The 26751-nt window shown below is 56.8% G+C and carries 31 protein-coding genes and 4 tRNA genes; all 35 read right to left on the reverse strand.

Annotated elements, in window-relative coordinates; translation table 11 throughout:
• Positions 1-3: 3 nt before the first annotated feature.
• The 35 genes from rpsH to birA all read right to left on the reverse strand — a co-directional run bounded on the left by rpsH (position 4) and on the right by birA (position 26628).
• Complete coding sequence (rpsH, locus tag SJI00_RS17820; protein WP_312934664.1) at positions 4-396, reverse strand: 30S ribosomal protein S8; 393 nt, start codon at positions 394-396, stop codon at positions 4-6.
• A gap of 209 nt (positions 397-605) precedes the next feature.
• Positions 606-911, reverse strand: a complete 306-nt coding sequence (rpsN, locus tag SJI00_RS17825) for a 30S ribosomal protein S14 (protein WP_312934663.1) — start codon at positions 909-911, stop codon at positions 606-608.
• Between the two features lie 13 nt (positions 912-924).
• Entirely contained in the window at positions 925-1464 is a 540-nt protein-coding gene (gene rplE / locus SJI00_RS17830) for a 50S ribosomal protein L5 (protein WP_023535025.1), read from the reverse strand.
• Positions 1465-1484: 20 nt separating this feature from the next.
• Positions 1485-1799, reverse strand: coding sequence for a 50S ribosomal protein L24 (rplX, locus tag SJI00_RS17835; protein ID WP_016393392.1), 315 nt, complete (start codon positions 1797-1799; stop codon positions 1485-1487).
• 11 nt (positions 1800-1810) lie between these two features.
• A complete protein-coding gene (rplN, locus tag SJI00_RS17840; protein ID WP_011063774.1) occupies positions 1811-2179 on the reverse strand; it encodes a 50S ribosomal protein L14 in 369 nt (122 codons plus the stop codon).
• A 23-nt stretch (positions 2180-2202) separates the two neighbouring features.
• Positions 2203-2469 (reverse strand): 30S ribosomal protein S17, encoded by a 267-nt coding sequence (gene rpsQ, locus SJI00_RS17845; RefSeq protein ID WP_023534981.1) that lies wholly within the window; start codon positions 2467-2469, stop codon positions 2203-2205.
• A 2-nt stretch (positions 2470-2471) separates the two neighbouring features.
• Positions 2472-2663 (reverse strand): 50S ribosomal protein L29, encoded by a 192-nt coding sequence (gene rpmC, locus SJI00_RS17850; protein WP_002555481.1) that lies wholly within the window; start codon positions 2661-2663, stop codon positions 2472-2474.
• Positions 2663-3076 (reverse strand): 50S ribosomal protein L16, encoded by a 414-nt coding sequence (gene rplP, locus SJI00_RS17855; RefSeq protein ID WP_009397508.1) that lies wholly within the window; start codon positions 3074-3076, stop codon positions 2663-2665. The genes rpmC and rplP overlap by 1 nt, the downstream gene beginning before the upstream one ends.
• Before the next feature lie 12 nt (positions 3077-3088).
• Positions 3089-3775: a 30S ribosomal protein S3 gene (gene rpsC, locus SJI00_RS17860; protein ID WP_003255481.1), complete on the reverse strand. Its 687-nt coding sequence runs from the start codon at positions 3773-3775 to the stop codon at positions 3089-3091.
• Between the two features lie 13 nt (positions 3776-3788).
• Positions 3789-4121: a 50S ribosomal protein L22 gene (gene rplV / locus SJI00_RS17865; RefSeq protein ID WP_003103908.1), complete on the reverse strand. Its 333-nt coding sequence runs from the start codon at positions 4119-4121 to the stop codon at positions 3789-3791.
• 11 nt (positions 4122-4132) lie between these two features.
• Positions 4133-4408: a 30S ribosomal protein S19 gene (gene rpsS / locus SJI00_RS17870; protein ID WP_003255482.1), complete on the reverse strand. Its 276-nt coding sequence runs from the start codon at positions 4406-4408 to the stop codon at positions 4133-4135.
• A 16-nt stretch (positions 4409-4424) separates the two neighbouring features.
• Complete coding sequence (rplB, locus tag SJI00_RS17875) at positions 4425-5249, reverse strand: 50S ribosomal protein L2 (RefSeq protein WP_322463008.1); 825 nt, start codon at positions 5247-5249, stop codon at positions 4425-4427.
• Between the two features lie 14 nt (positions 5250-5263).
• Positions 5264-5563 carry a 50S ribosomal protein L23 gene (gene rplW / locus SJI00_RS17880; protein ID WP_296269201.1) on the reverse strand — a complete coding sequence of 100 codons (300 nt, stop codon included), beginning with the start codon at positions 5561-5563 and terminating at the stop codon, positions 5264-5266.
• A complete protein-coding gene (gene rplD, locus SJI00_RS17885; RefSeq protein WP_322463009.1) occupies positions 5560-6162 on the reverse strand; it encodes a 50S ribosomal protein L4 in 603 nt (200 codons plus the stop codon). Before rplD ends, rplW begins: the two co-directional genes overlap by 4 nt.
• A gap of 12 nt (positions 6163-6174) precedes the next feature.
• Complete coding sequence (rplC, locus tag SJI00_RS17890) at positions 6175-6810, reverse strand: 50S ribosomal protein L3 (RefSeq protein ID WP_322463010.1); 636 nt, start codon at positions 6808-6810, stop codon at positions 6175-6177.
• An 80-nt stretch (positions 6811-6890) separates the two neighbouring features.
• Complete coding sequence (gene rpsJ / locus SJI00_RS17895) at positions 6891-7202, reverse strand: 30S ribosomal protein S10 (RefSeq protein WP_003186070.1); 312 nt, start codon at positions 7200-7202, stop codon at positions 6891-6893.
• Between the two features lie 141 nt (positions 7203-7343).
• Complete coding sequence (tuf, locus tag SJI00_RS17900; protein WP_322463011.1) at positions 7344-8537, reverse strand: elongation factor Tu; 1194 nt, start codon at positions 8535-8537, stop codon at positions 7344-7346.
• A gap of 27 nt (positions 8538-8564) precedes the next feature.
• Positions 8565-10709, reverse strand: a complete 2145-nt coding sequence (gene fusA / locus SJI00_RS17905) for an elongation factor G (protein WP_322463012.1) — start codon at positions 10707-10709, stop codon at positions 8565-8567.
• A 30-nt stretch (positions 10710-10739) separates the two neighbouring features.
• A complete protein-coding gene (gene rpsG / locus SJI00_RS17910; protein WP_003246741.1) occupies positions 10740-11210 on the reverse strand; it encodes a 30S ribosomal protein S7 in 471 nt (156 codons plus the stop codon).
• Positions 11211-11316: 106 nt separating this feature from the next.
• Positions 11317-11688: a 30S ribosomal protein S12 gene (rpsL, locus tag SJI00_RS17915; protein WP_003257088.1), complete on the reverse strand. Its 372-nt coding sequence runs from the start codon at positions 11686-11688 to the stop codon at positions 11317-11319.
• Positions 11689-11898: 210 nt separating this feature from the next.
• Positions 11899-16098, reverse strand: coding sequence for a DNA-directed RNA polymerase subunit beta' (rpoC, locus tag SJI00_RS17920; protein ID WP_322463013.1), 4200 nt, complete (start codon positions 16096-16098; stop codon positions 11899-11901).
• A 64-nt stretch (positions 16099-16162) separates the two neighbouring features.
• Complete coding sequence (gene rpoB, locus SJI00_RS17925) at positions 16163-20236, reverse strand: DNA-directed RNA polymerase subunit beta (RefSeq protein ID WP_322463014.1); 4074 nt, start codon at positions 20234-20236, stop codon at positions 16163-16165.
• Between the two features lie 220 nt (positions 20237-20456).
• On the reverse strand, positions 20457-20822 hold the full coding sequence (gene rplL / locus SJI00_RS17930; RefSeq protein WP_322463015.1) for a 50S ribosomal protein L7/L12: 366 nt from the start codon (positions 20820-20822) through the stop codon (positions 20457-20459).
• A gap of 78 nt (positions 20823-20900) precedes the next feature.
• Positions 20901-21401, reverse strand: coding sequence for a 50S ribosomal protein L10 (rplJ, locus tag SJI00_RS17935; protein ID WP_322463016.1), 501 nt, complete (start codon positions 21399-21401; stop codon positions 20901-20903).
• Positions 21402-21601: 200 nt separating this feature from the next.
• A complete protein-coding gene (rplA, locus tag SJI00_RS17940) occupies positions 21602-22297 on the reverse strand; it encodes a 50S ribosomal protein L1 (RefSeq protein ID WP_322463017.1) in 696 nt (231 codons plus the stop codon).
• Positions 22297-22728: a 50S ribosomal protein L11 gene (gene rplK / locus SJI00_RS17945; protein WP_322463018.1), complete on the reverse strand. Its 432-nt coding sequence runs from the start codon at positions 22726-22728 to the stop codon at positions 22297-22299. The genes rplA and rplK overlap by 1 nt, the downstream gene beginning before the upstream one ends.
• Before the next feature lie 119 nt (positions 22729-22847).
• A complete protein-coding gene (gene nusG / locus SJI00_RS17950) occupies positions 22848-23381 on the reverse strand; it encodes a transcription termination/antitermination protein NusG (RefSeq protein ID WP_322463019.1) in 534 nt (177 codons plus the stop codon).
• A gap of 9 nt (positions 23382-23390) precedes the next feature.
• Positions 23391-23759, reverse strand: coding sequence for a preprotein translocase subunit SecE (secE, locus tag SJI00_RS17955; RefSeq protein WP_322463020.1), 369 nt, complete (start codon positions 23757-23759; stop codon positions 23391-23393).
• A 44-nt stretch (positions 23760-23803) separates the two neighbouring features.
• Positions 23804-23879: transfer RNA gene (locus SJI00_RS17960), tRNA-Trp, on the reverse strand.
• A 192-nt stretch (positions 23880-24071) separates the two neighbouring features.
• A tRNA-Thr gene (locus SJI00_RS17965) sits at positions 24072-24147 on the reverse strand.
• A gap of 24 nt (positions 24148-24171) precedes the next feature.
• Positions 24172-24245 (reverse strand) — tRNA-Gly (locus tag SJI00_RS17970).
• A gap of 22 nt (positions 24246-24267) precedes the next feature.
• Positions 24268-24352, reverse strand: a tRNA-Tyr gene (locus SJI00_RS17975).
• 144 nt (positions 24353-24496) lie between these two features.
• Entirely contained in the window at positions 24497-24919 is a 423-nt protein-coding gene (locus SJI00_RS17980; protein ID WP_322463021.1) for a hypothetical protein, read from the reverse strand.
• Between the two features lie 7 nt (positions 24920-24926).
• Positions 24927-25679: a pantothenate kinase gene (locus SJI00_RS17985; RefSeq protein WP_322463022.1), complete on the reverse strand. Its 753-nt coding sequence runs from the start codon at positions 25677-25679 to the stop codon at positions 24927-24929.
• Complete coding sequence (gene birA / locus SJI00_RS17990; RefSeq protein WP_322463023.1) at positions 25669-26628, reverse strand: bifunctional biotin--[acetyl-CoA-carboxylase] ligase/biotin operon repressor BirA; 960 nt, start codon at positions 26626-26628, stop codon at positions 25669-25671. Before birA ends, SJI00_RS17985 begins: the two co-directional genes overlap by 11 nt.
• Positions 26629-26751 lie beyond the last annotated feature (123 nt).

Raw genomic sequence — 26751 nt, forward strand, 5'->3', positions numbered from 1 at the left:
CCCTTAGAACACAGTGCAAAGCACTTCGCCGCCGACACCAGCAGCACGCGCAGCACGATCAGTCATCACACCCTTGTTGGTGGAGACGATAGATACGCCCAGACCGCCACGAACTTTCGGCAGGTCAGAGACGGATTTGTACTGGCGCAGGCCTGGACGGCTGGAGCGCTTCAGTTCCTCGATGACCGGACGGCCTTCGAAGTACTTCAGTTCGAGGGAGAGCGAAGGCTTGGCCTCACCGCTGACTTCGTAGCCAGCAATGTAACCTTCGTCCTTCAACACTTTGGCAACCGCAACCTTCAACGTCGAAGAAGGCATGCTCACGACTGACTTCTCAGCCATCTGGGCATTACGGATGCGAGTTAGCATGTCCGCTAACGGGTCCTGCATACTCATGGGCTAGATGCTCCTGATACAAGAATTATTAGCCTTGCGGCTATCACAACCACCTGAACGGACAGGGCAAATGGCCCGGGCTCAGGTGAGCCGGTCATTCTAGACACAAGACAAAAACGAAACAAGCCCCACGAGGGGGCTTGTTTCGTTACAGCGTCACCGGCGGTCGGAAGGTCGCCCTTCCGACACCAGGGCTCAACCTGCTGGAGTTACCAGCTGGCTTTGACCAGACCCGGTACGTCGCCACGCATTGCTGCTTCACGCAGCTTGTTACGGCCGAGGCCGAACTTGCGGTAGACGCCGTGCGGACGACCGGTCAGGCGGCAACGGTTACGCATGCGCGCAGCGCTTGCATCACGTGGCTGCTTCTGCAGAGCGACAACGGCAGCGAAACGCTCTTCAGGAGAGGCGTTCAGGTTGACGATGGTCGCTTTCAGCTCAGCGCGCTTTTTAGCGAACTTAGCTACCGTGAGCTGACGTTTCAGCTCGCGGTTTTTCATGCTCTTCTTGGCCATTTTCCTACTCCAATCAGTTGCGGAACGGGAATTTGAATGCACGCAGCAGAGCGCGGCCTTCGTCATCCGAACGAGCAGTGGTGGTCAGGGTGATGTCCAAACCGCGCAGAGCATCGATCTTGTCGTAGTCGATTTCCGGGAAGATGATCTGCTCTTTCACGCCCATGCTGTAGTTGCCACGACCGTCGAAGGACTTGGCATTGAGGCCGCGGAAGTCGCGGACACGTGGCAGGGAGATCGCCAGCAGGCGGTCCAGGAACTCGTACATCTTGTCGCTACGCAGGGTCACCTTGACGCCGATCGGCCAGCCCTCACGGACTTTGAAGCCCGCGATGGATTTACGAGCGAAAGTCACGACTGGCTTTTGACCAGTGATCTTTTCCAGGTCGGCAACTGCGTGCTCGATGACTTTTTTGTCGCCGATAGCTTCGCCCAGACCCATGTTCAGGGTGATCTTGGTAACGCGCGGGACTTCCATCACGTTCGAAAGCTTAAGTTCATCCTTAAGCTTGGGAGCGATTTCGTTCCGGTAAATCTCTTTCAGTCGTGCCATGGTCTTCTACCTAGCAGTGTTCAAGCATCAACCGCTTTTTGGGTCGACTTGAAGACACGAATTTTCTTACCTTCTTCTACCTTGAAACCAACGCGGTCAGCTTTGTTGGTTTCGCCGTTGAAGATGGCAACGTTGGAAGCGTGCAGAGGCGCTTCTTTCTCGACGATACCGCCCTGAACGCCCGCCATCGGGTTAGGCTTGGTATGGCGCTTGACCAGGTTCACACCACCGATGACCAGACGGTCGTCAGCGAGAACCTTCAGCACCTTACCGCGCTTACCTTTGTCTTTGCCGGCGATCACGATGATCTCGTCGTCACGACGAATCTTTTGCATGTCGGATCTCCTTAGAGCACTTCAGGGGCGAGCGAGACGATCTTCATGAACTTCTCGTTGCGAAGTTCACGGGTCACTGGCCCAAAAATGCGAGTGCCGATCGGCTCTTGCTTGTTGTTCAGCAGAACAGCAGCGTTACCGTCGAAACGAATGATGGAACCGTCAGCGCGACGTACACCGTGACGGGTACGGACAACAACGGCGGTCATCACTTGGCCTTTTTTGACCTTACCGCGAGGAATTGCTTCCTTGACGGTAACTTTGATGATGTCACCGATGCCGGCGTAACGACGGTGAGAACCGCCGAGCACCTTGATGCACATGACGCGACGAGCGCCGCTGTTATCGGCCACATCGAGCATGGATTGAGTCTGAATCATAAAATTTCTCCGACCCCTAGCCCTTAGACTTCAACAGCGCGTTCGAGGACTTCAACCAGTGCCCAAGACTTGGTCTTGGCCAGCGGACGGGTTTCCGTGATGGAAACCTTGTCGCCGATCTTGCACTGATTGGTTTCGTCGTGCGCGTGCAGCTTAGTCGAACGCTTAACGTATTTACCGTAGATCGGGTGCTTTACGCGACGCTCGATCAGAACGGTGATGGTCTTGTCCATTTTGTCGCTGACGACACGGCCAGTCAGCGTACGGACGGTTTTTTCAGCTTCAGCCATGATCACTTACCTGCCTGCTGGTTGAGCACAGTTTTCACGCGAGCGATGTCACGCTTAACTTGCGAGAGCAGGTGCGACTGCCCCAACTGGCCAGTTGCTTTCTGCATGCGCAGATTGAACTGGTCGCGCAGCAGGCCGAGCAGTTGCTCGTTCAGCTGCTGTGCCGATTTTTCACGAAGTTCATTCGCTTTCATCACATCACCGTCCGCTTAACAAAGGAGGTGGCGAGAGGCAGCTTTGCAGCAGCCAGGGCGAAAGCTTCGCGCGCCAGCTCTTCAGAAACACCCTCGATCTCGTACAGGACTTTGCCTGGTTGGATCTGGGCAACCCAGTACTCCACGGAACCCTTACCTTTACCCATACGAACCTCGAGAGGCTTTTTGGTAACAGGCTTGTCCGGGAATACACGGATCCAGATCTTGCCGCCACGTTTTACGTGACGGGTCAGCGCACGACGCGCCGACTCGATCTGACGGGCGGTAAGACGACCGCGAGCAACAGCTTTCAGAGCGAACTCGCCGAAGCTGACTTTGCTACCGCGCAGTGCCAGACCACGGTTGTGGCCAGTCATCTGCTTACGGAATTTTGTACGCTTAGGTTGCAACATTTGGCGTACCCCTTACTTAGCAGCTTTTTTACGAGGCGCTGGTGCTTGAGGTTTGAGCTCTTCTTGGCGACCACCAATAACTTCGCCTTTGAAGATCCAAACCTTCACACCGATCACACCATAAGTGGTGTGAGCTTCGTAGGTGTTGTAGTCGATATCGGCACGCAGGGTGTGCAGAGGCACACGACCTTCGCGATACCACTCGGTACGTGCGATCTCGGCACCGCCGAGACGACCGCTCACCTGGATCTTGATGCCCTTGGCACCAATACGCATGGCGTTCTGCACGGCGCGCTTCATAGCGCGACGGAACATAACGCGGCGCTCCAGCTGCTGAGCTACGCTTTGCGCAACCAGCATGGCGTCGAGTTCCGGCTTGCGGATCTCTTCGATGTTGATGTGCACAGGCACACCCATCTGCTTGGTCAGGTCCTGACGCAGCTTCTCAACATCTTCACCTTTCTTGCCGATAACGATACCGGGACGAGCAGTGTGGATGGTGATGCGTGCAGTTTGGGCCGGACGATGGATATCGATACGGCTTACGGACGCGCTTTTTAATTTGTCTTGGAGGTACTCACGTGTTTTCAGATCCTTCAACAGGTAATCTGCGTAAGTAGCACCGTCTGCGTACCAGACGGAGGTGTGCTCCTTGACGATTCCCAGGCGAATGCCAGTGGGATGTACTTTCTGACCCATCTGATCGACTCCGTTACTTGTCCGCAACCTTGACAGTGATATGGCAAGACCGCTTGACGATGCGATCAGCGCGGCCTTTGGCACGCGGCATGATTCGCTTCAGCGAACGCCCTTCGTTGACGAAAACGGTGGAGACCTTCAGGTCATCAACGTCTGCGCCTTCGTTGTGTTCGGCGTTGGCTACGGCCGACTCGAGGACTTTCTTCATGATTTCAGCGGCTTTTTTGCTGCTGAAGGCCAACAGGTTGAGCGCTTCGCCCACCTTCTTCCCGCGGATCTGGTCGGCGACCAAGCGGGCTTTCTGGGCGGAGATTCGAGCGCCCGACAACTTAGCGGCTACTTCCATTTCCTAACCCCTTAACGCTTGGCTTTCTTGTCAGCCACGTGCCCGCGATAAGTGCGGGTACCGGCGAACTCGCCCAGTTTGTGGCCGACCATGTCTTCGTTCACGAGAACGGGGACGTGTTGACGACCGTTGTGTACAGCGATGGTCAGACCGACCATCTGTGGCAGGATCATCGAACGGCGCGACCAGGTTTTAACTGGCTTGCGATCATTCTTCTCCACCGCCACTTCGACCTTCTTCAACAGGTGAAGATCGATAAAAGGACCTTTTTTCAGAGAACGTGGCACTGTCGTATCCCTCTAGTTACTTGCGACGACGGACGATCATATTGTCGGTACGCTTATTACCACGGGTTTTTGCACCCTTGGTTGGGAAGCCCCATGGCGATACCGGATGACGACCACCGGAGGTACGACCTTCACCACCACCATGCGGGTGGTCAACCGGGTTCATGGCAACACCACGAACGGTTGGGCGAACGCCACGCCAGCGTTTGGCACCTGCTTTACCCAGCGAACGCAGGCTGTGCTCGGAGTTCGAGACTTCACCCAGGGTCGCACGGCATTCAGCCAGTACTTTACGCATCTCACCAGAACGAAGACGCAGGGTCACGTAGACACCTTCACGAGCGATCAGCTGAGCCGAGGCACCAGCGGAACGAGCGATCTGGGCACCTTTACCAGGCTTCAGTTCGACACCATGAATGGTGCTACCAACTGGAATGTTGCGCAGCTGCAGCGAGTTGCCGGCCTTGATTGGGGCCAGGGCACCTGCGATCAGCTGGTCGCCAGCACTTACGCCTTTAGGGGCGATGATGTAGCGACGCTCGCCATCTGCGTAGCACAGAAGGGCGATGTGAGCAGTACGGTTTGGATCGTATTCGATACGCTCGACAGTGGCAGGAATGCCATCTTTGTCGTTGCGACGGAAGTCGACCATACGGTAATGCTGCTTATGACCACCACCGATGTGACGCGTAGTGATGCGGCCATTGTTGTTACGACCACCAGACTTCGATTTCTTCTCGAGCAGCGGTGCGTGAGGAGCGCCTTTATGCAGCTCCTTGTTGACCACCTTGACCACGAAACGGCGGCCAGGGGAAGTCGGTTTGCATTTAACGATTGCCATGATGCACCCCTTCCTTACTCAGCACTGCTGCTGAAATCGAGATCTTGGCCGGCCTGAAGGGAGACGATCGCCTTCTTCCAGTCATTACGCTTGCCCAGACCACGTGCGGTACGCTTGGTTTTACCCAGAACGTTAACGGTCGACACGTTTTCAACTTTTACGTTGAACAGGCCTTCGACAGCTTTCTTGATTTCCAGCTTGGTTGCATCGGTAGCAACCTTGAATACGAACTGGCCTTTCTTCTCAGCCAGAACGGTAGCCTTCTCGGAAACGTGCGGGCCAAGGAGGACTTTAAATACGCGTTCCTGGTTCATCCCAGCAGCTCCTCGAATTTCTTCACGGCCGAGACAGTGATCAACACTTTCTCGTATGCGATCAGACTGACCGGATCGGAACCCTGAACGTCACGAACATCGACGTGCGGCAGGTTGCGAGCAGCCAGGTACAGGTTCTGATCAACATCGTCGGAAACGATCAGTACGTCGCTCAGACCCATGCCATTCAGTTTGTTCAGCAAGTCTTTGGTTTTCGGCGCTTCAACAGCGAAGTCCTGAACCACGACCAGACGATCGCTACGCACCAGCTCAGCGAGGATGGAGCGCAGTGCTGCGCGATACATCTTCTTGTTGAGCTTCTGCGAGTGATCTTGAGGGCGCGCTGCGAAGGTAACACCACCGCCACGCCAGATTGGACCACGCGAGGTACCAGCACGAGCACGGCCGGTACCCTTCTGACGCCATGGGCGCTTACCGCCACCGGAAACGTCGGAACGGGTCTTCTGCTGCTTGGTGCCCTGACGGCCGCCGGCCATGTAGGCCACGACTGCTTGGTGAACCAGCGTCTCGTTGAATTCGCCACCGAAAGTCAGTTCGGAAACTTCGATCGCCTGAGCGTCATTTACATTAAGTTGCATGTCAGTTTCCCCTTAACCGCGAGCCTTGACAGCCGAACGTACAACCACGTCGCCGCCAGTAGCGCCTGGTACGGCACCTTTGACGAGCAGCAGATTGCGCTCAACGTCTACGCGAACAACTTCCAGGGACTGAACAGTCACGCGCTCGGCGCCCATGTGACCGGACATTTTTTTGCCCTTGAACACACGACCAGGAGTCTGGCACTGGCCGATGGAGCCTGGCACACGGTGCGACACGGAGTTACCGTGGGTGTTGTCCTGGCCACGGAAGTTCCAGCGCTTGATGGTACCGGCGAAGCCTTTACCTTTGGACTGACCAGTAACGTCTACCAGCTGGCCTTCAGTGAAGAGTTCAGCTTTGATCGAGTCGCCAGCCTGGAACTCGCCTTCTTCAAGACGGAACTCCCAGACACCGCGACCAGCGGCAACGTTTGCTTTAGCGAAGTGACCGGCTTGCGCAGCAGTCACGCGCGAGGCGCGACGCTCGCCGACAGTGACTTGCACTGCACGGTAGCCATCGGTTTCTTCAGTCTTGAACTGGGTGACGCGATTCGGCTCGATCTCGATGACCGTAACCGGAATGGAGACACCTTCTTCGGTGAAAACGCGGGTCATACCGCATTTACGACCGACTACACCAATAGTCATGTTGTAACCTCATGAGTGTACGGGGCTTTCACCCGCTATGGCCGCCCATTTCAGAGCGTTACACGGACAAGACCGAAGTCTTAGCCGAGGCTGATCTGTACTTCCACACCTGCCGCAAGATCAAGCTTCATCAGCGCATCAACGGTTTTATCCGTTGGCTGGACGATGTCCAGAACACGCTTATGAGTGCGAATCTCGTACTGGTCACGCGCGTCTTTGTTGACGTGCGGGGAAACCAGAACGGTGAAACGCTCTTTACGAGTAGGCAGTGGAATAGGACCACGCACTTGTGCACCAGTACGTTTCGCGGTTTCCACGATTTCCTGGGTGGATTGGTCGATCAGGCGATGGTCGAAAGCCTTCAACCTGATACGGATTTGCTGATTTTGCATTGGATTTCAGACTCCAGGCTGTTCCCAACGGGCGCACTACGCCCGCTAAAAGGAGGCGTGATTCTATAGACGCCCCCATTTAGTGTCAACCCAATAAAAAAAACCCCCGCTGAGCGGGGGTCTTTTCAACCGGTCGAGTAATTACTCGATGATTTTGGCTACGACGCCAGCGCCGACGGTACGACCGCCTTCACGAATGGCGAAACGCAGACCGTCTTCCATTGCGATGGTCTTGATCAGGGTAACGACCATTTGGACGTTATCACCTGGCATTACCATTTCAACGCCTTCCGGCAGTTCGCAGTTACCGGTCACGTCAGTGGTACGGAAGTAGAACTGAGGACGGTAGCCTTTGAAGAACGGAGTGTGACGACCGCCTTCTTCTTTCGACAGAACGTAGACTTCTGCGGTGAACTTGGTGTGCGGCTTGACCGAACCTGGCTTGACCAGAACCTGGCCACGCTCAACGTCGTCACGCTTGGTACCACGCAGCAGAACGCCGCAGTTCTCGCCAGCACGGCCTTCGTCCAGCAGCTTGCGGAACATCTCAACACCGGTGCAGGTGGTGTTTTGAGTGTCACGCAGACCAACGATTTCCAGTGCTTCTTGAACACGGACGATACCGCGCTCGATACGGCCAGTCACAACAGTACCGCGACCCGAGATCGAGAACACGTCTTCGATCGGCATCAGGAAAGGCTGGTCGATGGCACGAACTGGGTCTGGAATGTAGCTGTCCAGAGTCTCTACCAGCTTGCGAACAGCGGTAGTGCCCATTTCGTTGTCGTCTTTGCCTTCCAGCGCCATACGAGCCGAACCGATGATGATCGGGGTATCGTCGCCTGGGAAGTCGTAGGTGGACAGCAGGTCACGAACTTCCATCTCGACCAGTTCCAGCAGCTCAGCGTCGTCTACCAGGTCAGCCTTGTTCAGGAAGACCACGATGTACGGAACGCCAACCTGACGGGACAGCAGGATGTGCTCACGGGTTTGTGGCATCGGACCATCGGCGGCCGAGCAAACCAGGATCGCGCCGTCCATCTGGGCAGCACCGGTGATCATGTTCTTCACGTAGTCAGCGTGACCTGGGCAGTCGACGTGAGCGTAGTGACGAATGGTCGAGTTGTACTCAACGTGAGCGGTGTTGATGGTGATACCGCGCGCTTTTTCTTCCGGAGCCGAGTCGATCTTGTCGAAGTCAACGATTGCGGAACCGAAAACCTCGGAGCAGACGCGAGTCAGAGCTGCGGTCAGGGTAGTTTTACCGTGGTCAACGTGGCCGATGGTGCCAACGTTTACGTGCGGAAGGGAACGATCAAATTTTTCTTTAGCCACGACAGTGAACCTCTTGCCTAAAGGGGATTAGCCTTGTTTTTTAACGAGTGCTTCGACGATGTTCGACGGAGCTTCGGCGTATTTGGAGAATTCCATGGAGTAGCTTGCGCGACCCTGAGACATGGAACGAACGTCGGTCGCGTAACCGAACATCTCTCCGAGCGGAACTTCAGCGCGGACGACGCGGCCGGAGACCGACTCATCCATACCCTGTACCAGACCACGACGACGGTTCAGGTCACCCATCACGTCACCCAGGTAGTCTTCCGGGGTTACAACTTCGACCTTCATGATCGGCTCGAGAACCACGCCACCGCCCTTCTGGGCCAGTTGCTTGGTCGCCATCGAAGCGGCGATCTTGAACGCCATTTCGTTGGAGTCGACGTCGTGGTACGAACCGTCGAATACCGTGGCCTTGAGGCCGATCAGAGGATAACCGGCAACAACGCCGTTTTTCATCTGCTCTTCGATACCCTTCTGGATCGGGGCAATGAATTCCTTCGGAATCACACCACCAACGACTTCGTTAGTGAACACCAGACCTTCGGTGATATTGCCTTTCGCGTCGACTTCTGGCTCCGAGAAGCGGATCCAGCAGTGACCGAACTGACCACGACCACCCGACTGACGAACGAACTTGCCTTCGATTTCGACGTTGGACTTGGTGATCTTCTCGCGGTACGAAACCTGCGGCTTGCCGATGTTGGCTTCGACGTTGAATTCACGCTTCATGCGGTCAACGAGGATGTCCAGGTGCAGCTCACCCATACCGGAGATGATGGTCTGGCCAGTCTCTTCGTCGGTCTTGACGCGGAACGATGGGTCTTCCTGAGCCAGCTTGCCCAGTGCGATGCCCATCTTCTCCTGGTCAGCCTTGGTTTTCGGCTCGACGGAGAGCGAGATGACCGGCTCAGGGAAGTCCATACGCTCAAGGATGATTGGCTTGTCGGCGTTGCACAGGGTTTCGCCCGTGGTCACGTCCTTCATGCCGATCAGAGCGGCGATGTCGCCAGCGCGCACTTCCTTGATCTCTTCACGCTGGTTGGCGTGCATCTGAACCATACGACCAACGCGTTCTTTCTTGCCTTTTACCGAGTTGATGACGGAGTCACCGGAACTCAGAACGCCCGAGTAAACGCGAACGAAGGTCAGAGTACCCACGAACGGGTCGGTCGCAATTTTGAACGCCAGAGCCGAGAACGGCTCGTTGTCGTCTGCGTGACGCTCGTCGTGACGTACAGCTTCGTCGTCCTTGTCCAGGTCCTTGTCGTCCGGGTTGATACCCTTGATGGCAGGGATCTCGGTCGGAGCAGGCAGGAACTCGATGACGGCGTCCAGAACCAGGGGAACACCCTTGTTCTTGAACGACGAACCGCAGACAGCTGGAACGATTTCGCCAGCCAGGGTGCGCGCACGCAGACCGGCTTTGATTTCTTCCAGGGTCAGCTCTTCGCCTTCCAGGTACTTGTTCATCAGCTCTTCGCTGGACTCGGCGGCTGCCTCGATCATGTTCGAGCGCCACTCTTCAGCCAGCTCCAGCATATCGGCAGGAATTTCTTCCTCACGATAGGTGGTGCCTTTATCGTCATCGTTCCAGTAGATAGCCTTCATCTTGAGCAGGTCGACCTGACCCTGGAAGTTATCTTCGGAGCCGATGGCCAGCTGGATCGGAACCGGGGTGTGGCCCAGACGGTTCTTGATCTGACCGACGACACGCAGGAAGTTAGCACCCGCGCGGTCCATCTTGTTCACGTAAACGATACGTGGAACGCCGTATTTGTTGGCCTGACGCCATACGGTTTCGGACTGAGGCTCGACACCGGAAGTACCGCAGAACACTACGACCGCGCCGTCGAGTACACGCAGCGAACGCTCAACTTCAATGGTGAAGTCAACGTGGCCGGGGGTATCGATGACGTTGACACGGTAGTTGTCGTATTGACCAACGGAACCCTTCCAGAAGGTGGTAACGGCAGCGGAGGTAATGGTAATACCCCGCTCCTGCTCCTGCACCATCCAGTCGGTGGTCGCGGCGCCGTCATGCACCTCGCCCATTTTGTGGCTCAAGCCTGTGTAGAACAGGATCCGCTCGGTAGTGGTAGTTTTGCCCGCGTCAACGTGGGCGCAAATACCAATGTTACGGTAGCGGTTGATTGCTGTAGTACGAGCCATAAAGCCCTCGCAAAAAGTGTAATGCTTGAATTAGAAGCGGTAGTGCGAGAACGCTTTGTTGGCTTCAGCCATACGGTGCACGTCTTCACGCTTCTTGACTGCAGCACCTTTGCCTTCAGCGGCATCCAGCAGCTCACCAGCCAGGCGCAGAGCCATGGACTTCTCGCCGCGCTTGCGGGCGTAGTCTACAAGCCAGCGCATTGCCAGCGCGTTACGACGGGACGGACGAACTTCAACCGGAACCTGGTAAGTAGCACCGCCTACACGGCGCGACTTTACTTCGACCAGCGGAGCGATGGCGTCGAGAGCTTTCTCGAAGATTTCCAGGGGGTCGCTGTTCTTGCGCGCTTTGACAGTATCCAGAGCACCGTAAACGATACGCTCGGCTACAGCCTTCTTGCCGCTTTCCATCACGTGGTTCATGAACTTCGCGAGGATTTGCGATCCGTATTTAGGATCGTCCAGAATCTCACGTTTTGCTGCTACACGACGTCTTGGCATGATAAGCCCTCAAACGGTCTTCAGGTTAGCCCGGAACCAGGTCTTACGACCCCTGCCCGACCTTACTCTTATCGACTCAAAAAAATGATTGTCTGCAAACGGCCGATTACTTCGGACGCTTGGTACCGTACTTCGAACGACCCTGGTTACGGCCTTTGACGCCCGAAGTATCCAGAGAGCCGCGAACGGTGTGGTAACGAACACCTGGCAAGTCTTTTACACGGCCGCCACGGATCAGGACGACGCTGTGCTCTTGCAGGTTGTGGCCTTCACCGCCGATGTACGAGGAAACCTCGAAGCCATTGGTCAGGCGCACACGGCAGACTTTACGCAGTGCCGAGTTCGGTTTTTTCGGCGTAGTCGTGTACACACGGGTGCACACGCCACGACGTTGCGGGCAGTTCTGCAGCGCAGGTACGTCGGATTTCTCGACGGTACGCTTACGCGGCTGACGTACCAGCTGGTTGATAGTTGCCATCTACTAGCTCCACTGATTGTCTTGCGACGCTATTGTCTTGCAAGAAAGCCAAAAATCGGCGAGACGGAGCCTCACCCAATTTAAGGGTACAAAATTCTAAAGAGGATATCGCACCCAGTCAAGACAAAGGCCCCGCCCCTCCCCGCCGGCTATCGGTGACATTGTGTGTCACCGCAGCGCGACAAGGAGGGACGAGGCCCCTCCCTCTTCTTAGTTGCCGCTGGAATTCAGCGCTTCGGTCAGTGCGGCTTCCACCTCACTGGCGCTGACACGCAGCGGTTTGTCGGCTTCACGGCGGCGCTTGCGCTCGCTGTGATAGGCCAGACCGGTACCTGCCGGGATCAGACGACCCACAACCACGTTCTCTTTCAGACCACGCAGGTAGTCACGCTTGCCGGTAACGGCCGCTTCGGTCAGCACGCGCGTGGTTTCCTGGAAGGAAGCCGCGGAGATGAACGATTCGGTCGACAGCGACGCTTTGGTGATACCCAGCAGCACACGCGCGAACTTGGAGACGAACTTGTCTTCTCCGGCAAGACGCTCGTTTTCCACCAGTACGTGAGTCAACTCCATCTGGTCGCCCTTGATGAAGGTGGAATCGCCCGACTCGGCAATCTCAACCTTACGCAGCATCTGACGCAGGATGGTCTCGATGTGCTTGTCGTTGATCTTCACGCCTTGCAGACGGTAAACGTCCTGAATCTCGTTGACGATGTACTTCGCCAGGGCGCTGACGCCCAACAAGCGCAGGATATCGTGCGGATCGCTCGGGCCGTCGGAGATAACTTCGCCGCGGTTTACCTGTTCGCCTTCGAAGACGTTCAGGTGGCGCCACTTCGGAATCAGCTCTTCGTAAGGATCGCTACCGTCGGTTGGGGTAATGACCAGGCGACGCTTGCCCTTGGTCTCTTTACCGAACGCGATGGTACCGCTGACCTCTGCGAGGATCGACGCTTCCTTCGGACGACGTGCTTCGAACAGGTCGGCAACACGCGGCAGACCACCGGTGATGTCACGGGTCTTCGACGTTTCCTGAGGAATACGTGCCAGAACGTCACCCACCGCGATTTGCGCACCGTCAGCCACACCGACCAAGGCGTTGGCAGGCAGGAAGTACTGAGCAGGTACGTCGGTACCTGGCAGATACAGATCCTTGCCTGCGGCATCGACCATCTTGATCGCTGGACGGATTTCCTTGCCAGAGGCAGGGCGATCCTTCACGTCCATCACTTCAATGTTGGTCAAGCCAGTCAGTTCGTCGGTCTGACGCTTGATGGTGATGTTCTCTTCCATGCCCACGAAGGTCACGGTACCTTTCAGCTCGGTGACGATCGGGTGGGTGTGCGGGTCCCACTTGGCAACGATTGCGCCAGCGTCGACCTTGTCCCCTTCCTTGACCGAAATCACGGCGCCGTATGGCAGCTTGTAGCGCTCGCGCTCACGACCGAATTCATCGGCAATGGCCAGCTCGCCCGAACGCGATACGGCAACCAGGTTGCCATCGGCGCGCTCGACCTGCTTCAGGTTGTGCAGACGAACCACACCACCATTTTTCACCTGGACGCTGTCAGCAGCCGAGGTCCGGCTCGCAGCACCACCGATGTGGAACGTACGCATGGTCAGCTGGGTACCCGGCTCACCGATGGACTGTGCAGCGATAACGCCCACGGCCTCACCAATGTTCACCTGGTGACCACGCGCCAGATCACGGCCGTAGCACTTGGCGCAGATACCGTAACGGGTTTCGCAGCTGATCGGCGAACGCACGATCACTTCGTCGATGCTGTTGAGCTCGATGAACTCGACCCACTGCTCGTCGACCAGCGTACCGGCAGGCACGATGACGTCGTCGGTACCCGGCTTGAACACGTCACGGGCGATCACACGACCCAGTACGCGCTCACCCAGCGGCTCGACCACATCACCGCCTTCAATGTGCGGCGTCATGAGCAGGCCATGTTCGGTACCACAGTCGATCTCGGTAACCACGAGGTCTTGTGCCACGTCGACCAGACGACGCGTCAGGTAACCGGAGTTCGCCGTCTTCAACGCGGTGTCCGCCAGACCCTTACGAGCACCGTGAGTCGAGATGAAGTACTGAAGTACGCTCAAACCTTCACGGAAGTTCGCAGTGATCGGGGTTTCAATGATCGAGCCGTCAGGCTTGGCCATCAGACCACGCATACCGGCCAGCTGACGAATCTGTGCAGCGGAGCCCCGCGCACCCGAGTCAGCCATCATGTACATGGAGTTGAAGGACTCCTGATCGACTTCGTTACCGTCGCGGTCGATGACCTTCTCTTTCGAGAGGTTGGCCATCATCGCCTTGGACACTTCATCGTTGGCCTTGGACCACAAGTCGATAACCTTGTTGTACTTCTCACCCTGGGTGACCAGGCCGGACGCATACTGGCTCTCGATTTCCTTCACTTCGTCGGTCGCGCTATTGATGATGCGCGCCTTCTCATCGGGGATGACGAAGTCGTTCACACCGATCGACACACCGGAAATGGTCGAATAGGCAAAACCGGTGTACATCAGCTGGTCAGCAAAAATAACGGTCTCTTTCAAACCCACCACGCGGTAGCACTGGTTGATCAGCTTGGAGATCGCCTTTTTCTTCATCGGCTGGTTGACCACGTCATACGGCAGACCTGCCGGCACAACCTGGAACAGCAGTGCACGGCCAACGGTCGTGTCGACAATGCGGGTGTTCTTGGTGCTGCTGCCATCGCGGTCGTTCACGGTCTCGTTGATACGAACCTTGATTTTCGCGTGCAGGGCCGCTTCGCCGGCGCGGAATACGCGGTCGACTTCCTGCAGGTCAGCGAACACACGACCTTCGCCTTTGGCGTTGATCGCTTCACGGGTCATGTAGTACAGACCCAGTACAACGTCCTGCGACGGAACGATGATTGGCTCACCGTTGGCGGGCGACAGAATGTTGTTGGTCGACATCATCAGTGCACGCGCTTCGAGCTGGGCTTCCAGCGTCAGCGGCACGTGAACAGCCATCTGGTCACCGTCGAAGTCGGCGTTGTACGCAGCGCAGACCAGCGGGTGCAGTTGGATTGCCTTACCTTCGATGAGCACAGGCTCGAACGCCTGGATGCCCAGACGGTGAAGGGTCGGTGCACGGTTGAGCAGTACGGGGTGTTCGCGGATGACCTCGGCGAGGACGTCCCACACCTCAGGCAGCTCGCGCTCGACCATCTTCTTGGCCGCTTTGATGGTGGTCGCCAGACCACGCATTTCCAGCTTGCCGAAAATGAACGGCTTGAACAGCTCAAGGGCCATCTTCTTCGGCAGACCGCACTGGTGCAGGCGCAGGGTCGGGCCTACGGTAATGACCGAACGACCCGAGTAGTCAACGCGCTTACCGAGCAAGTTCTGACGGAAACGACCTTGCTTACCTTTGATCATGTCAGCCAGGGACTTCAGCGGACGCTTGTTCGAGCCAGTGATGGCGCGACCGCGACGGCCGTTGTCCAGCAGGGCGTCGACCGCCTCCTGCAGCATGCGCTTTTCGTTGCGCACGATGATGTCCGGCGCCGACAGGTCGAGCAGGCGCTTGAGACGGTTGTTCCGGTTGATTACCCGACGATACAGGTCGTTCAGGTCGGAGGTCGCGAAGCGGCCGCCATCGAGCGGAACCAACGGACGCAGATCCGGCGGCAGAACGGGCAGAACGGTCAGGACCATCCACTCAGGCAGGTTGCCCGAGCCCTGGAACGCTTCCATCAGCTTCAAGCGCTTGGACAGCTTCTTGATCTTGGTTTCCGAGTTGGTTTGCGGAATTTCTTCGCGCAGGCGGCCAATCTCGTGCTCCAGGTCAATGGCGTGCAGCAGCTCGCGAACAGCCTCGGCACCCATGCGGGCGTCGAAGTCGTCACCGAACTCTTCCAGTGCTTCGAAGTACTGCTCGTCGTTCAGCAGCTGACCCTTTTCGAGGGTGGTCATGCCCGGGTCGATAACGACGTAGCTCTCGAAGTAGAGAACACGCTCGATATCACGCAGGGTCATGTCCATCAGCAGGCCGATACGGGACGGCAGCGACTTCAGGAACCAGATGTGGGCAACCGGCGAAGCCAGTTCGATGTGCGCCATGCGCTCACGACGAACCTTGGCCAGCGCGACTTCAACACCGCACTTCTCGCAGATCACACCACGGTGCTTGAGGCGCTTGTACTTGCCGCACAGGCACTCGTAGTCCTTGACTGGGCCAAAGATCTTGGCGCAGAACAGGCCATCACGTTCAGGTTTGAACGTACGGTAGTTGATGGTTTCCGGTTTCTTGACTTCACCGAACGACCACGAACGGATCATTTCAGGTGACGCCAGACCGATACGGATGGCGTCGAACTCTTCGACTTGACCCTGGTTTTTCAGCAAATTCAGTAGGTCTTTCAAGGCCTTTCCTCCTGGCGGAGCAGGAAGCGGGCAGTTGCCTGCCTCGCTCCCATCGCGTCACGTGTTATTCGGTTTCCAGATCGATGTCGATACCGAGCGAACGGATCTCTTTGATCAACACGTTGAAGGATTCGGGCATGCCCGGCTCCATACGGTGATCGCCATCCACGATGTTCTTGTACATCTTGGTACGGCCGTTCACGTCGTCCGACTTCACTGTGAGCATTTCTTGCAGGGTGTAGGCCGCGCCGTAAGCTTCCAGCGCCCAGACCTCCATCTCCCCGAAACGCTGACCACCGAACTGCGCCTTACCACCCAGCGGCTGCTGGGTAACCAGGCTGTAGGAACCAGTGGAACGCGCGTGCATCTTGTCGTCCACCAAGTGGTTCAGCTTGAGCATGTACATGTAACCAACGGTCACCGGACGCTCGAACTTGTTGCCGGTACGACCATCGAACAGCACCATCTGGCCGCTTTCTGGCATATCAGCCAGTTTCAGCATGGCCTTGATCTCACTCTCGCGAGCACCGTCGAAGACCGGCGTTGCCATTGGCACGCCCTTCTTCAGGTTGTTCGCCAGGGCGATGATCTCTTCGTCCGAGAACTCGTCCAGGTTTTCCTGACGACCACCGATCTCGTTGTAGATCTCGGTCAGGAAGCCACGAATTTCTGCGGCCTTGCGCTGCTCTTCGAGCATACGGTCGATCTTCTCGCCCAGACCTTTGGCCGCGAGGCCCAAGTGGGTTTCAAGGATCTGACCGACGTTCATACGCGAAGGTACGCCCAGCGGGTTCAGAACGACGTCGACCGGCGTACCGTTGGCGTCGTGCGGCATGTCTTCAACCGGCATGATCACCGAGACCACACCTTTGTTACCGTGACGACCCGCCATCTTGTCACCCGGCTGGATGCGACGGCGGATAGCCAGGTAAACCTTGACGATCTTCAGTACGCCTGGCGCCAGGTCATCGCCCTGCTGCAGCTTGCGCTTCTTGTCTTCGAACTTGTCGTCCAGAAGACGACGACGATCGACGATGTACGCCTGGGCTTTTTCCAGCTGCTCGTTCAGGGCGTCTTCTGCCATGCGCAGCTTGAACCACTGACCGCGCTCGAGGCCGTCAAGGACTTCGTCGCTGACCACGGTGCCCTTCTTCAGACCCGCGCCGCCATCAACGGACTGGCCGTTCAATGCCGAACGCAGACGCTCGAAGGTGGCGCCTTCGACGATGCGGAACTCTTCGTTGAGGTCCTTGCGGATCTCGTCGAGCTGCATCTTCTCGATGGACAGCGCGCGGCTGTCGCGTTCAACGCCATCACGGGTGAAGACCTGAACGTCGATGACCGTGCCTTTGGTACCGGTGGGTACGCGCAGGGAAGTGTCTTTAACGTCGCTGGCCTTCTCACCGAAGATCGCACGCAGCAGTTTTTCTTCCGGCGTCAGCTGGGTCTCGCCTTTCGGGGTGACCTTGCCGACCAGGATGTCGCCCGCGCCAACTTCGGCGCCGACGTAGACGATACCGGCTTCGTCCAGCTTGTTCAGTGCAGCTTCACCCACGTTCGGGATGTCTGCAGTGATTTCCTCCGGGCCAAGCTTGGTGTCACGGGCCACACAGGTCAGTTCCTGAATGTGGATCGTGGTGAAGCGGTCTTCCTGAACAACACGCTCGGACAGGCAGATGGAGTCTTCGAAGTTGAAGCCGTTCCATGCCATGAAGGCGATGCGCATGTTCTGACCCAGCGCCAGCTCACCCATGTCGGTGGACGGGCCGTCAGCCATGATGTCGCTGCGACGGACCCGATCACCCTTGCTCACCAGCGGACGCTGGTTGATGCAGGTGTTCTGGTTCGAGCGGGTGTATTTGGTCAGGTTGTAGATGTCTACACCGGCTTCACCGGTTTCGACTTCATCATCGGCAACGCGAACCACGATACGGCTGGCATCGACCGAGTCGATCACACCGCCACGACGTGCCACGACGCAAACGCCGGAGTCACGCGCAACGTTGCGCTCCATCCCGGTACCTACCAGCGGCTTGTCGGCGCGCAGAGTCGGTACAGCCTGACGCTGCATGTTCGAACCCATCAACGCACGGTTGGCGTCGTCGTGCTCGAGGAACGGGATCAGCGACGCAGCGACCGAAACAACCTGCTTGGGCGATACGTCCATCAAGGTGACGTCTTCCGGCGCCTTGACGGTGAACTCGTTCAGGTGACGCACAGCGACCAGCTCGTCGATCAGCTGCTTGTTCTCGTTCATCGCGGCCGAAGCCTGGGCGATCACGTGGTCAGCTTCTTCGATGGCCGACAGGAACACGATGTCATCGCTGACCACGCCTTCCTTCACAACGCGGTACGGGCTTTCCAGGAAGCCGTACTGGTTGGTGCGGGCATAGGCTGCCAGGGAGTTGATCAGACCGATGTTCGGACCTTCAGGCGTCTCGATCGGGCACACACGGCCGTAGTGGGTCGGGTGTACGTCGCGGACTTCGAAGCCAGCACGCTCACGGGTCAGACCGCCCGGGCCAAGCGCGGAGACACGACGCTTGTGGGTGATCTCGGAGAGCGGGTTGTTCTGGTCCATGAACTGCGAGAGCTGGCTGGAACCGAAGAACTCTTTCACCGCTGCCGCAACCGGCTTGGCGTTGATCAGGTCCTGCGGCATCAAGCCTTCGCTTTCGGCCATCGACAGACGTTCCTTGACCGCGCGCTCGACGCGCACCAGGCCAACACGGAACTGGTTCTCGGCCATCTCGCCAACACAACGCACACGACGGTTACCGAGGTGGTCGATGTCATCGACGATGCCTTTGCCGTTACGGATGTCGACCAGGGTCTTGAGCACCTCGACGATATCTTCCTTGCTCAGCACACCCGAACCTTCGATCTCGGTACGACCGATACGGCGGTTGAACTTCATGCGGCCCACACCGGAAAGGTCGTAGCGCTCTGCACTGAAGAACAGGTTGTTGAACAGGGTTTCGGCGGCGTCTTTGGTCGGCGGCTCGCCTGGACGCATCATGCGGTAGATCTCGACCAGGGCTTCCAGCTGGTTGCCGGTGGTATCGATCTTCAAGGTGTCAGCGATGAACGGACCGCAGTCGATGTCGTTGGTGTACAGCGTCTCGATGCGCACCACTTGAGCCTTGGCGATCTTGACCAGCAGATCAGTGGTCAGCTCGGTGTTGCACTCGGCGATGATTTCACCGGTAGCAGGGTGCACGATGGCCTTGGCCGTGGTGCGGCCCAGCACATACTCCATCGGAACCGCGAGCTCTTTCACGCCAGCTTTTTCCAGCTGGTTGATGTGGCGCGCCGTAATACGACGACCTTGCTCGACGATGACCTTGCCCGTCTCGTCATGGATATCCATGACGGCCACTTCGCCACGCAGGCGTTGTGGAACCAGTTCCAGGCTGAGTTGCTCGCCCGACACGTGGAAGACGTTGGTGGTGTAGAAGGTATCGAGGATTTCTTCGGTGCTGTAGCCCAATGCACGCAGCAATACCGATGCCGGCAGCTTGCGGCGACGGTCGATCCGGACGAATACGCAGTCTTTCGGATCGAACTCGAAGTCCAGCCACGAACCGCGGTAAGGAATGATACGGGCGGAGTACAGCAGTTTGCCGGAGCTGTGAGTCTTGCCACGGTCGTGGTCGAAGAACACACCGGGCGAACGGTGCAGCTGGGAAACGATCACACGCTCGGTACCGTTGATAACGAAGGTACCGTTCTCAGTCATCAGGGGGATTTCACCCATGTAGACTTCTTGCTCTTTAATGTCCTTGATCGCTTTGTTCGACGATTCTTTGTCGAAAATGATCAGGCGCACCTTCACCCGCAGCGGGACTGCGAAGGTTACACCACGAAGGACGCATTCCTTGACATCGAAGGCTGGTTCGCCCAGGCGATAGCCTACGTACTCCAGAGCAGCATTGCCGGAGTAGCTGATGATCGGGAATACCGATTTGAAGGCCGCGTGCAAGCCAATGTCGCGGAACTGATCCTTGGATGCTCCCGCTTGCAGGAATTCGCGATACGAATCCAGCTGGATGGCCAGGAGGTAAGGCACATCCATGACGTCCGGCAACTTGCTAAAGTCCTTGCGGATACGTTTTTTCTCAGTATATGAGTAAGCCATCAGCGTTCCCCAGCTTGGTCACCTGCTTGTTTGGCTTCTCCCGGCGGGAGCAGCCAGAAAATCGTGCAAACCCCGTGGTTTGCGTCACCCACTATGGGTGTTTACCGCGTGCTATCAGGGTCGAAACAATCGACCGCCAATAACGGAAAAAGGCCGGTGGCCTAAGCCACCAGCCGTCAGCCTTTCGCTTAACGCTCAGGCTGGAGTCGCACAGTCGAAATTACTTCAGCTCGACTTTAGCGCCTGCTTCTTCCAGCTTCTTCTTGGCGTCTTCAGCAGCTTCTTTCGAAACGCCTTCAGCAACGACCTGAGGAGCGCCGTCTACTTTCTCTTTGGCTTCTTTCAGGCCCAGACCGGTCAGTTCACGAACTGCCTTGATCACGTTGACCTTCTTCTCGCCGCATTCCAGCAGAACGACGTTGAACTCGGTTTGCTCTTCAACAACGGCAGCTGCAGCAGCTGGGCCAGCCGAGGCAACAGCAGCGGTAACGCCGAAGGTTTCTTCCATAGCTTTGATCAGCTCAACAACTTCCAGAACGGTTTTCTGGCCGATTGCTTCGATGATTTGCTCGTTAGTCAGGGACATGACTTAAATCCTGTATTGGGGTGGCAGCCTACGCAGCCATCAAATTAAACGTATGATTTTGAAAGGGGATGCGCAGGGTTAGGCTGCAGCAGCTTCTTTCTGGTCGCGAACGGCCGCCAGTGTACGAGCCAGCTTGCTGGTAGCGCCTTGGATCACGCTCATCAGCTTCGCAATAGCTTCGTCACGGGTCGGCAAGGTGGCCAACACGTCGATCTGGTTAGCGGCAATGAAATTGCCGTCGAACGCAGCTGCCTTGATCTCGAACTTGTCCTGACCCTTGGCAAACTCTTTGAACAGACGAGCAGCAGCGCCCGGGTGTTCGTTGGAGAATGCAATCAGGGTAGGGCCAGTGAACACGTCGTTGAGGACACTGAAATCAGTATCGGCAACAGCGCGCTTGAGCAGGGTGTTACGTACGACACGTACATACACGCCAGCTTCACGGGCCTCTTTACGGAGTCCGGTCATTGCGCTTACAGTCACGCCACGGGCATCAGCCACGACAGCAGACAGAGCGACTTTGGCAGCCTCGTTGACTTCAGCGACGATGGCCTTCTTGTCTTCGAGTTTAATTGCCACGGGTTTACTCCTGGTTTAACCGTTTCATCTGGCCGAGGCCGGATGTCGTTTTGGTGTCTGATTCGATAACGAATCGGGAGCACCATCTGCGTAGGCTTGGGGTTTAAGACTTGCGCCGCCTACGGTCTTGGATAGCCCCCGCCAGGCAGGGACCCCAATTTTTGCTACCGGCATGGTTCACACCGTGCCGGTATTGTTCTTTATACGTCCAGCGAGCCTTGGTCGATGACCAGACCTGGGCCCATGGTGGTGCTCAGGGTAACGCGCTTGACGTAAATACCTTTCGAAGAAGCTGGCTTGATACGCTTCAGGTCAGCGATCAGGGCTTCAACGTTTTCCTTCAGCTTGGTGGCTTCAAAGCCTACCTTGCCGACGGAGGTATGAATGATACCGTTCTTGTCGGTACGGTAGCGAACCTGACCAGCCTTGGCGTTTTTCACGGCAGTGGCTACGTCTGGGCTAACGGTACCGACTTTCGGGTTAGGCATCAGACCGCGAGGGCCCAGAACCTGACCCAGCTGGCCAACTACGCGCATGGCATCCGGGGATGCGATCACGACGTCGTAGTTCAGGTCGCCAGCTTTCATTTCGGCAGCCAGATCGTCCATACCTACGCGGTCAGCGCCTGCAGCCAGGGCAGCTTCAGCAGCCGGGCCTTGGGTGAAGACAGCAACGCGTACGGTCTTGCCAGTGCCGTGTGGCAGCACAGTTGCGCTACGAACGACCTGGTCGGATTTACGCGGGTCAACGCCGAGGTTGACAGCGATGTCGAACGATTCGGTGAACTTGACAGCAGACAGTTCAGCCAGCAGCGCGGCGGCGTCTTCGAAGCTGTAGTTCTTGCCAGCTTCGACTTTCGAAGCGATAGCCTTTTGACGCTTGGTCAGCTTAGCCATTACACACCCTCCACGTTCAGGCCCATGCTACGGGCAGAGCCGGCGATGGTGCGCACAGCAGCATCCATGTCGGCAGAAGTCAGATCAGCCTGTTTGGCTTTGGCGATCTCTTCCAGCTGAGCACGGGTTACGGTACCGACCTTGACGGTGTTCGGACGAGCCGAACCGCTGGTCAGGCCAGCAGCTTTCTTCAAGAGAACCGAAGCAGGCGTGCTTTTGGTCTCGAAAGTGAAGCTACGGTCGCTGTAGACGGTGATGATCACTGGAGTCGGCAGACCGGCTTCTTGACCCTGAGTACGGGCGTTGAAGGCCTTGCAGAATTCCATGATGTTCACGCCGTGCTGACCCAGTGCTGGACCAACGGGCGGGCTTGGGTTGGCCTGGCCGGCCTTTACTTGCAGCTTGATGTAAGCCGTAATCTTCTTAGCCATGAGCTACTCCAATATCGGGTACGAGCGCCAAATGGCTCCCCGGATGACTTGCGTTTTATCCCAGTGACGACAAAACCCCGCAGCACATAGAGCTGCGGGGTATGGGATGCGTGGTTCTGCTAGACCTTTTCGACCTGGCCGAACTCGAGCTCCACCGGAGTGGAGCGACCGAAAATGAGCACTGCAACCTGCAGACGGCTCTTTTCGTAGTTAACTTCTTCGACATTGCCAGTGAAGTCAGCAAACGGACCATCGACAACACGAACGGTCTCGCCTGGCTCGAACAATGTCTTGGGTTTGGGCTTGGCACTGCCGTCAGCAACACGACGCAGGATTGCCTCAGCTTCTTTATCAGTGATAGGCGCAGGCTTGTCTGCGGTACCACCAATGAAACCCATTACGCGAGGGGTGTCCTTGACCAAGTGCCAAGTACCTTCACCCATCTCCATCTGGACCAAAACATACCCAGGGAAGAATTTTCGCTCGCTTTTACGTTTCTGGCCGTTGCGCATTTCGACGACTTCCTCGGTCGGAACCAGGATTTCGCCGAACTCGTCTTCCATGCCAGCAAACTTCACGCGCTCAACCAGGGAGCGCATGACATGCTTCTCGTAACCCGAGTAAGCATGCACTACGTACCAACGCTTAGCCACGGGACACCCTTAACCAACAATCAAGGAAACCAACCAGCCGAGCAGGGAATCAAGACCCCACAACAGCAACGCCATCACCAGCACTACCACCACGACAATCAGCGTGGTCTGCATGGTTTCTTGACGGGTTGGCCACACGACTTTACGGATCTCGGCGCGAGCTTCCTTCGCGAGCACAAAGAACGACTTACCCTTCGCAGTCTGCAGGGCAACGAACCCAGCGACAGCAGCCAGAGCAAGCAATGCAAGCACGCGATACAGGATTGGAGCTGCGGAGTAATACTGATTACCCACCACACCAACAACTACCAAAGCCACAACAGCCAGCCACTTGAACAGATCGAAACGTGTTTCTTGGGCTTCAGTTTTGGGAGTCATCGAGGAGGATCCTGTAAGAAGAAAGCCAATCACACCGAGGTGAATGGCAGGTCAGGAGGGAATCGAACCCCCAACCTACGGTTTTGGAGACCGTCGCTCTGCCAATTGAGCTACTGACCTTTAACGCTGTATCAGGCCGCGCATTATGCCGACCAGACCTTGAGAAATCAACCACTTGTTCGAGCATTTTCAGCGCCCGACCTGTGAGCCTCATGCACCATCAAGACCGATCACAGGGCTTTGCGCTCCAGGAAGCATACTGACCTTCCTGACAAAACAAAGGCAGATATTTTCATATCTGCCTTGTTTATATGGAGCTCTTGAGCGGACTTGAACCGCTGACCTCACCCTTACCAAGGGTGTGCTCTACCAACTGAGCTACAAGAGCAAAACACGTTGAAAACAACAAACTTGGAGCGGGTAGCGGGAATCGAACCCGCATCATCAGCTTGGAAGGCTGAGGTTCTACCACTAAACTATACCCGCGGAGCTTGCAGCTCTCGCAAAATGGTGGAGGGGGAAGGATTCGAACCTTCGAAGTCGAAGACGTCAGATTTACAGTCTGATCCCTTTGGCCGCTCGGGAACCCCTCCTGAGCGTGGGCGGCATTTTCAACTCTTGCCGTCCTACTGTCAAGCTTTTTCTCATTTAAATCCTGAGGTTAGCTCATTTGACAGCAGCTTCTGGTTCAACCACCTAAGTGGTGTTCCCTGCGAAGCGGGCGCCATTCTATCAAGCTAATCAGCAGTTGCAACCCCCTCGCACAAAATAATTTTATGTTTTAAGTCTTTGAAATCCTTGGAAAGACTCAAGAGCACCGGCTGGTCCAGCAGACGCTCGCTTTGCGCCGTCACGACCAACCAGAAACCTTGCTCCCCGGGCGGCGCGCTACGGGTGCGCTCTGTTGCGATATCCAGACTAACCAGTCGCTGGCGAAGGGATTGCATCTGGTTTTCGGTTACACCGCCCACAACCAGACACTCATCACGCTTTCGCGACGGCATGCCTCCAGCGGACTCGCGCACCAGGCGAATCTCCTGCTGGCCACCCTTGTAAAGAGACAGGGGCGTGACATCCTTCACTCTCAAGGGCGCTTCATGCTGATGCCAGGCGTAATATCCGACATTCAGCACCACAAGCAGCAGAAACAACCAACGCATAAGCACCTCAATTCATCGGGCAGGCCAAGGCCAATCCCACGAACACCAGATCGGGCACGACTCGGCCTTGCGCCACAGCCTCCTTGGCAAGGGGGGCGTCGCCACCTGTAAGGAAAACGGTAAAGTTGTCGCCCCACAGCTCCCTCGCCTGAGCGAGCTGAGAACGCGCAAAGCCTTGCAGCATCATTACACAGCCTCGCTCAACCGCCTCGACGGTTGAGCGTCCTGGCGCCAGGCTCACATGCGCACGCTCTGCAGAGGCGTCATCGTAGCGGATGCGTCGGGTATGGGTGCGCAGCTGGCTACGCATCAAAGGCATACCAGGGCAAATATAACCCCCCAGATGGTCGCCATTCGCCGCAACGAAATCAGCCTTCGCGGCAGTACCGAAGTCAATGACCAGACATGCACGGCCCGCCAGATGAAATCCGCCAAGGATCGCAAGCCAACGGTCCATCCCCAGCCGCTGGTAGTCCTCATAGCCATTGCGCACTCCGGCCAACTCCTGCGCCGGCGTTGCCACCTGTGCACTCACTCCAAAGGTTGCACGTAGCAATGCACTGAGATGGATCGTTTCTTCCTCGCTACGCACGCTGACCAGACGACAGCCCCGCAGGCGAATTTCACCGTGACTGGCCACTACCGCTGCAAGCAAGTCCTGGTCGGAATCGGCAATGCCCCCAGCAATAATCGAGGCATCCACCGCTGAGATGACTCGCCACTTGATGAAGCTATTACCGCAATCGAGCTCAAGAATCATCACGCAACCTCAGACTGAGCTCTCCACCGCTAAAGCTCTTTTCAATACCGTCGACTTCCAGACGCAAACCGCCGTGGGCATCCACACCCCTTACAATGCCATCCAAGCGCGTAATACCTGCGATAAGCGATACCTCGCGCCCCTGCCAGCCGTGGGCACTCTCCCACTCATCCTGGAATCCGGCAAAACCGCACTGACGATGGCGATCGAGCTCGACCTTCAGCTGCTCGTTCAACAGTGCCACGACGCGGTTGCGATCAATCGTTACGCCTCGCTCGCAACGCATCGATGTCCAAGCCTGATCGACCTGTGCGTTAGCCTGCATGTTCACGTTGATGCCAATACCCAACACCACGTGACAGATGTCGGCAGGATCGCCTACCAATTCCAGCAAGATGCCTGCAATTTTCTGCTCACGAACCAAGACGTCATTAGGCCATTTAAGAGTGACCCCTTCGACACCCATGGCCTGCAATACACGCATCACTGCAAGGCCGACCACCAAGCTCAACCCTTCGAGCTGCCGCATACCGCCTTCGATACGCAGTACCAAGCTGTAGTAGAGGTTTTCCGCGAAAGGGCTTACCCACTGCCTTCCCCGACGACCGCGCCCGGCCATTTGCCGCTCTGCCACCACCAGGAAAGGAGCAGGCTGACCCTGAGTGATGAGCCTCAACCCTTCAGCGTTTGTCGAATCAATGGTTTCGTAGATGAGAATGGGCCATTCAGAGGCCTGCGCATGTGCAGCGATGGCGTGCGCATCCAGCAACTGCAGAGGGGTGGAAAGCTGGTAACCACGACCGCGTACTTTATGGATGGCCAGGTTGCAGTCATTCTCGAGGTTTTGCAGTTGCTTCCAGACAGCGCTGCGACTTACTCCCAGTGCCGCACCCAACTCTTCACCCGAGTGAAAGCGGCCGTCTTTGAGAAGATTCAACAACTTCAGCATGCCAGTCTCGATTCTGAATGAGGCTCGCATGATAGCCACGCATCAGCCAAATGCATAGGAAGAACGCCTTGAGGAAGCGTCAAGATAGCCTGGCGCAGAAAAGACAAAACCCCTACCTGCATG

Source organism: Pseudomonas gebzensis (assembly GCF_034427815.1).
Taxonomy (GTDB): Bacteria; Pseudomonadota; Gammaproteobacteria; order Pseudomonadales; family Pseudomonadaceae; genus Aquipseudomonas.

Coding starts and splice junctions, on each gene's coding strand:
- rpsH (WP_312934664.1), bottom strand. CDS start 396: ATGAGTATGCAGGACCCGTTAGCGGACATGCTAACTCGCATCCGTAAT.
- rpsN (WP_312934663.1), bottom strand. CDS start 911: ATGGCCAAGAAGAGCATGAAAAACCGCGAGCTGAAACGTCAGCTCACG.
- rplE (WP_023535025.1), bottom strand. CDS start 1,464: ATGGCACGACTGAAAGAGATTTACCGGAACGAAATCGCTCCCAAGCTT.
- rplX (WP_016393392.1), bottom strand. CDS start 1,799: ATGCAAAAGATTCGTCGTGACGACGAGATCATCGTGATCGCCGGCAAA.
- rplN (WP_011063774.1), bottom strand. CDS start 2,179: ATGATTCAGACTCAATCCATGCTCGATGTGGCCGATAACAGCGGCGCT.
- rpsQ (WP_023534981.1), bottom strand. CDS start 2,469: ATGGCTGAAGCTGAAAAAACCGTCCGTACGCTGACTGGCCGTGTCGTC.
- rpmC (WP_002555481.1), bottom strand. CDS start 2,663: ATGAAAGCGAATGAACTTCGTGAAAAATCGGCACAGCAGCTGAACGAG.
- rplP (WP_009397508.1), bottom strand. CDS start 3,076: ATGTTGCAACCTAAGCGTACAAAATTCCGTAAGCAGATGACTGGCCAC.
- rpsC (WP_003255481.1), bottom strand. CDS start 3,775: ATGGGTCAGAAAGTACATCCCACTGGCATTCGCCTGGGAATCGTCAAG.
- rplV (WP_003103908.1), bottom strand. CDS start 4,121: ATGGAAGTAGCCGCTAAGTTGTCGGGCGCTCGAATCTCCGCCCAGAAA.
- rplB (WP_322463008.1), bottom strand. CDS start 5,249: ATGGCAATCGTTAAATGCAAACCGACTTCCCCTGGCCGCCGTTTCGTG.
- rplW (WP_296269201.1), bottom strand. CDS start 5,563: ATGAACCAGGAACGCGTATTTAAAGTCCTCCTTGGCCCGCACGTTTCC.
- rplD (WP_322463009.1), bottom strand. CDS start 6,162: ATGCAACTTAATGTAAATGACGCTCAGGCGATCGAAGTTTCCGAACTG.
- rplC (WP_322463010.1), bottom strand. CDS start 6,810: ATGACTATTGGTGTAGTCGGTCGTAAATGCGGTATGACCCGCGTTTTC.
- rpsJ (WP_003186070.1), bottom strand. CDS start 7,202: ATGCAAAATCAGCAAATCCGTATCAGGTTGAAGGCTTTCGACCATCGC.
- fusA (WP_322463012.1), bottom strand. CDS start 10,709: ATGGCTCGTACTACAGCAATCAACCGCTACCGTAACATTGGTATTTGC.
- rpsG (WP_003246741.1), bottom strand. CDS start 11,210: ATGCCAAGACGTCGTGTAGCAGCAAAACGTGAGATTCTGGACGATCCT.
- rpsL (WP_003257088.1), bottom strand. CDS start 11,688: ATGGCAACTATCAACCAGCTGGTACGTCAGCCGCGTAAGCGTACCGTC.
- rpoB (WP_322463014.1), bottom strand. CDS start 20,236: ATGGCTTACTCATATACTGAGAAAAAACGTATCCGCAAGGACTTTAGC.
- rplL (WP_322463015.1), bottom strand. CDS start 20,822: ATGTCCCTGACTAACGAGCAAATCATCGAAGCAATCGGCCAGAAAACC.
- rplA (WP_322463017.1), bottom strand. CDS start 22,297: ATGGCTAAGCTGACCAAGCGTCAAAAGGCTATCGCTTCGAAAGTCGAA.
- rplK (WP_322463018.1), bottom strand. CDS start 22,728: ATGGCTAAGAAGATTACGGCTTACATCAAGCTGCAAGTAAAGGCCGGC.
- secE (WP_322463020.1), bottom strand. CDS start 23,759: ATGACTCCCAAAACTGAAGCCCAAGAAACACGTTTCGATCTGTTCAAG.
- SJI00_RS17980 (WP_322463021.1), bottom strand. CDS start 24,919: ATGCGTTGGTTGTTTCTGCTGCTTGTGGTGCTGAATGTCGGATATTAC.
- SJI00_RS17985 (WP_322463022.1), bottom strand. CDS start 25,679: ATGATTCTTGAGCTCGATTGCGGTAATAGCTTCATCAAGTGGCGAGTC.
- birA (WP_322463023.1), bottom strand. CDS start 26,628: ATGCTGAAGTTGTTGAATCTTCTCAAAGACGGCCGCTTTCACTCGGGT.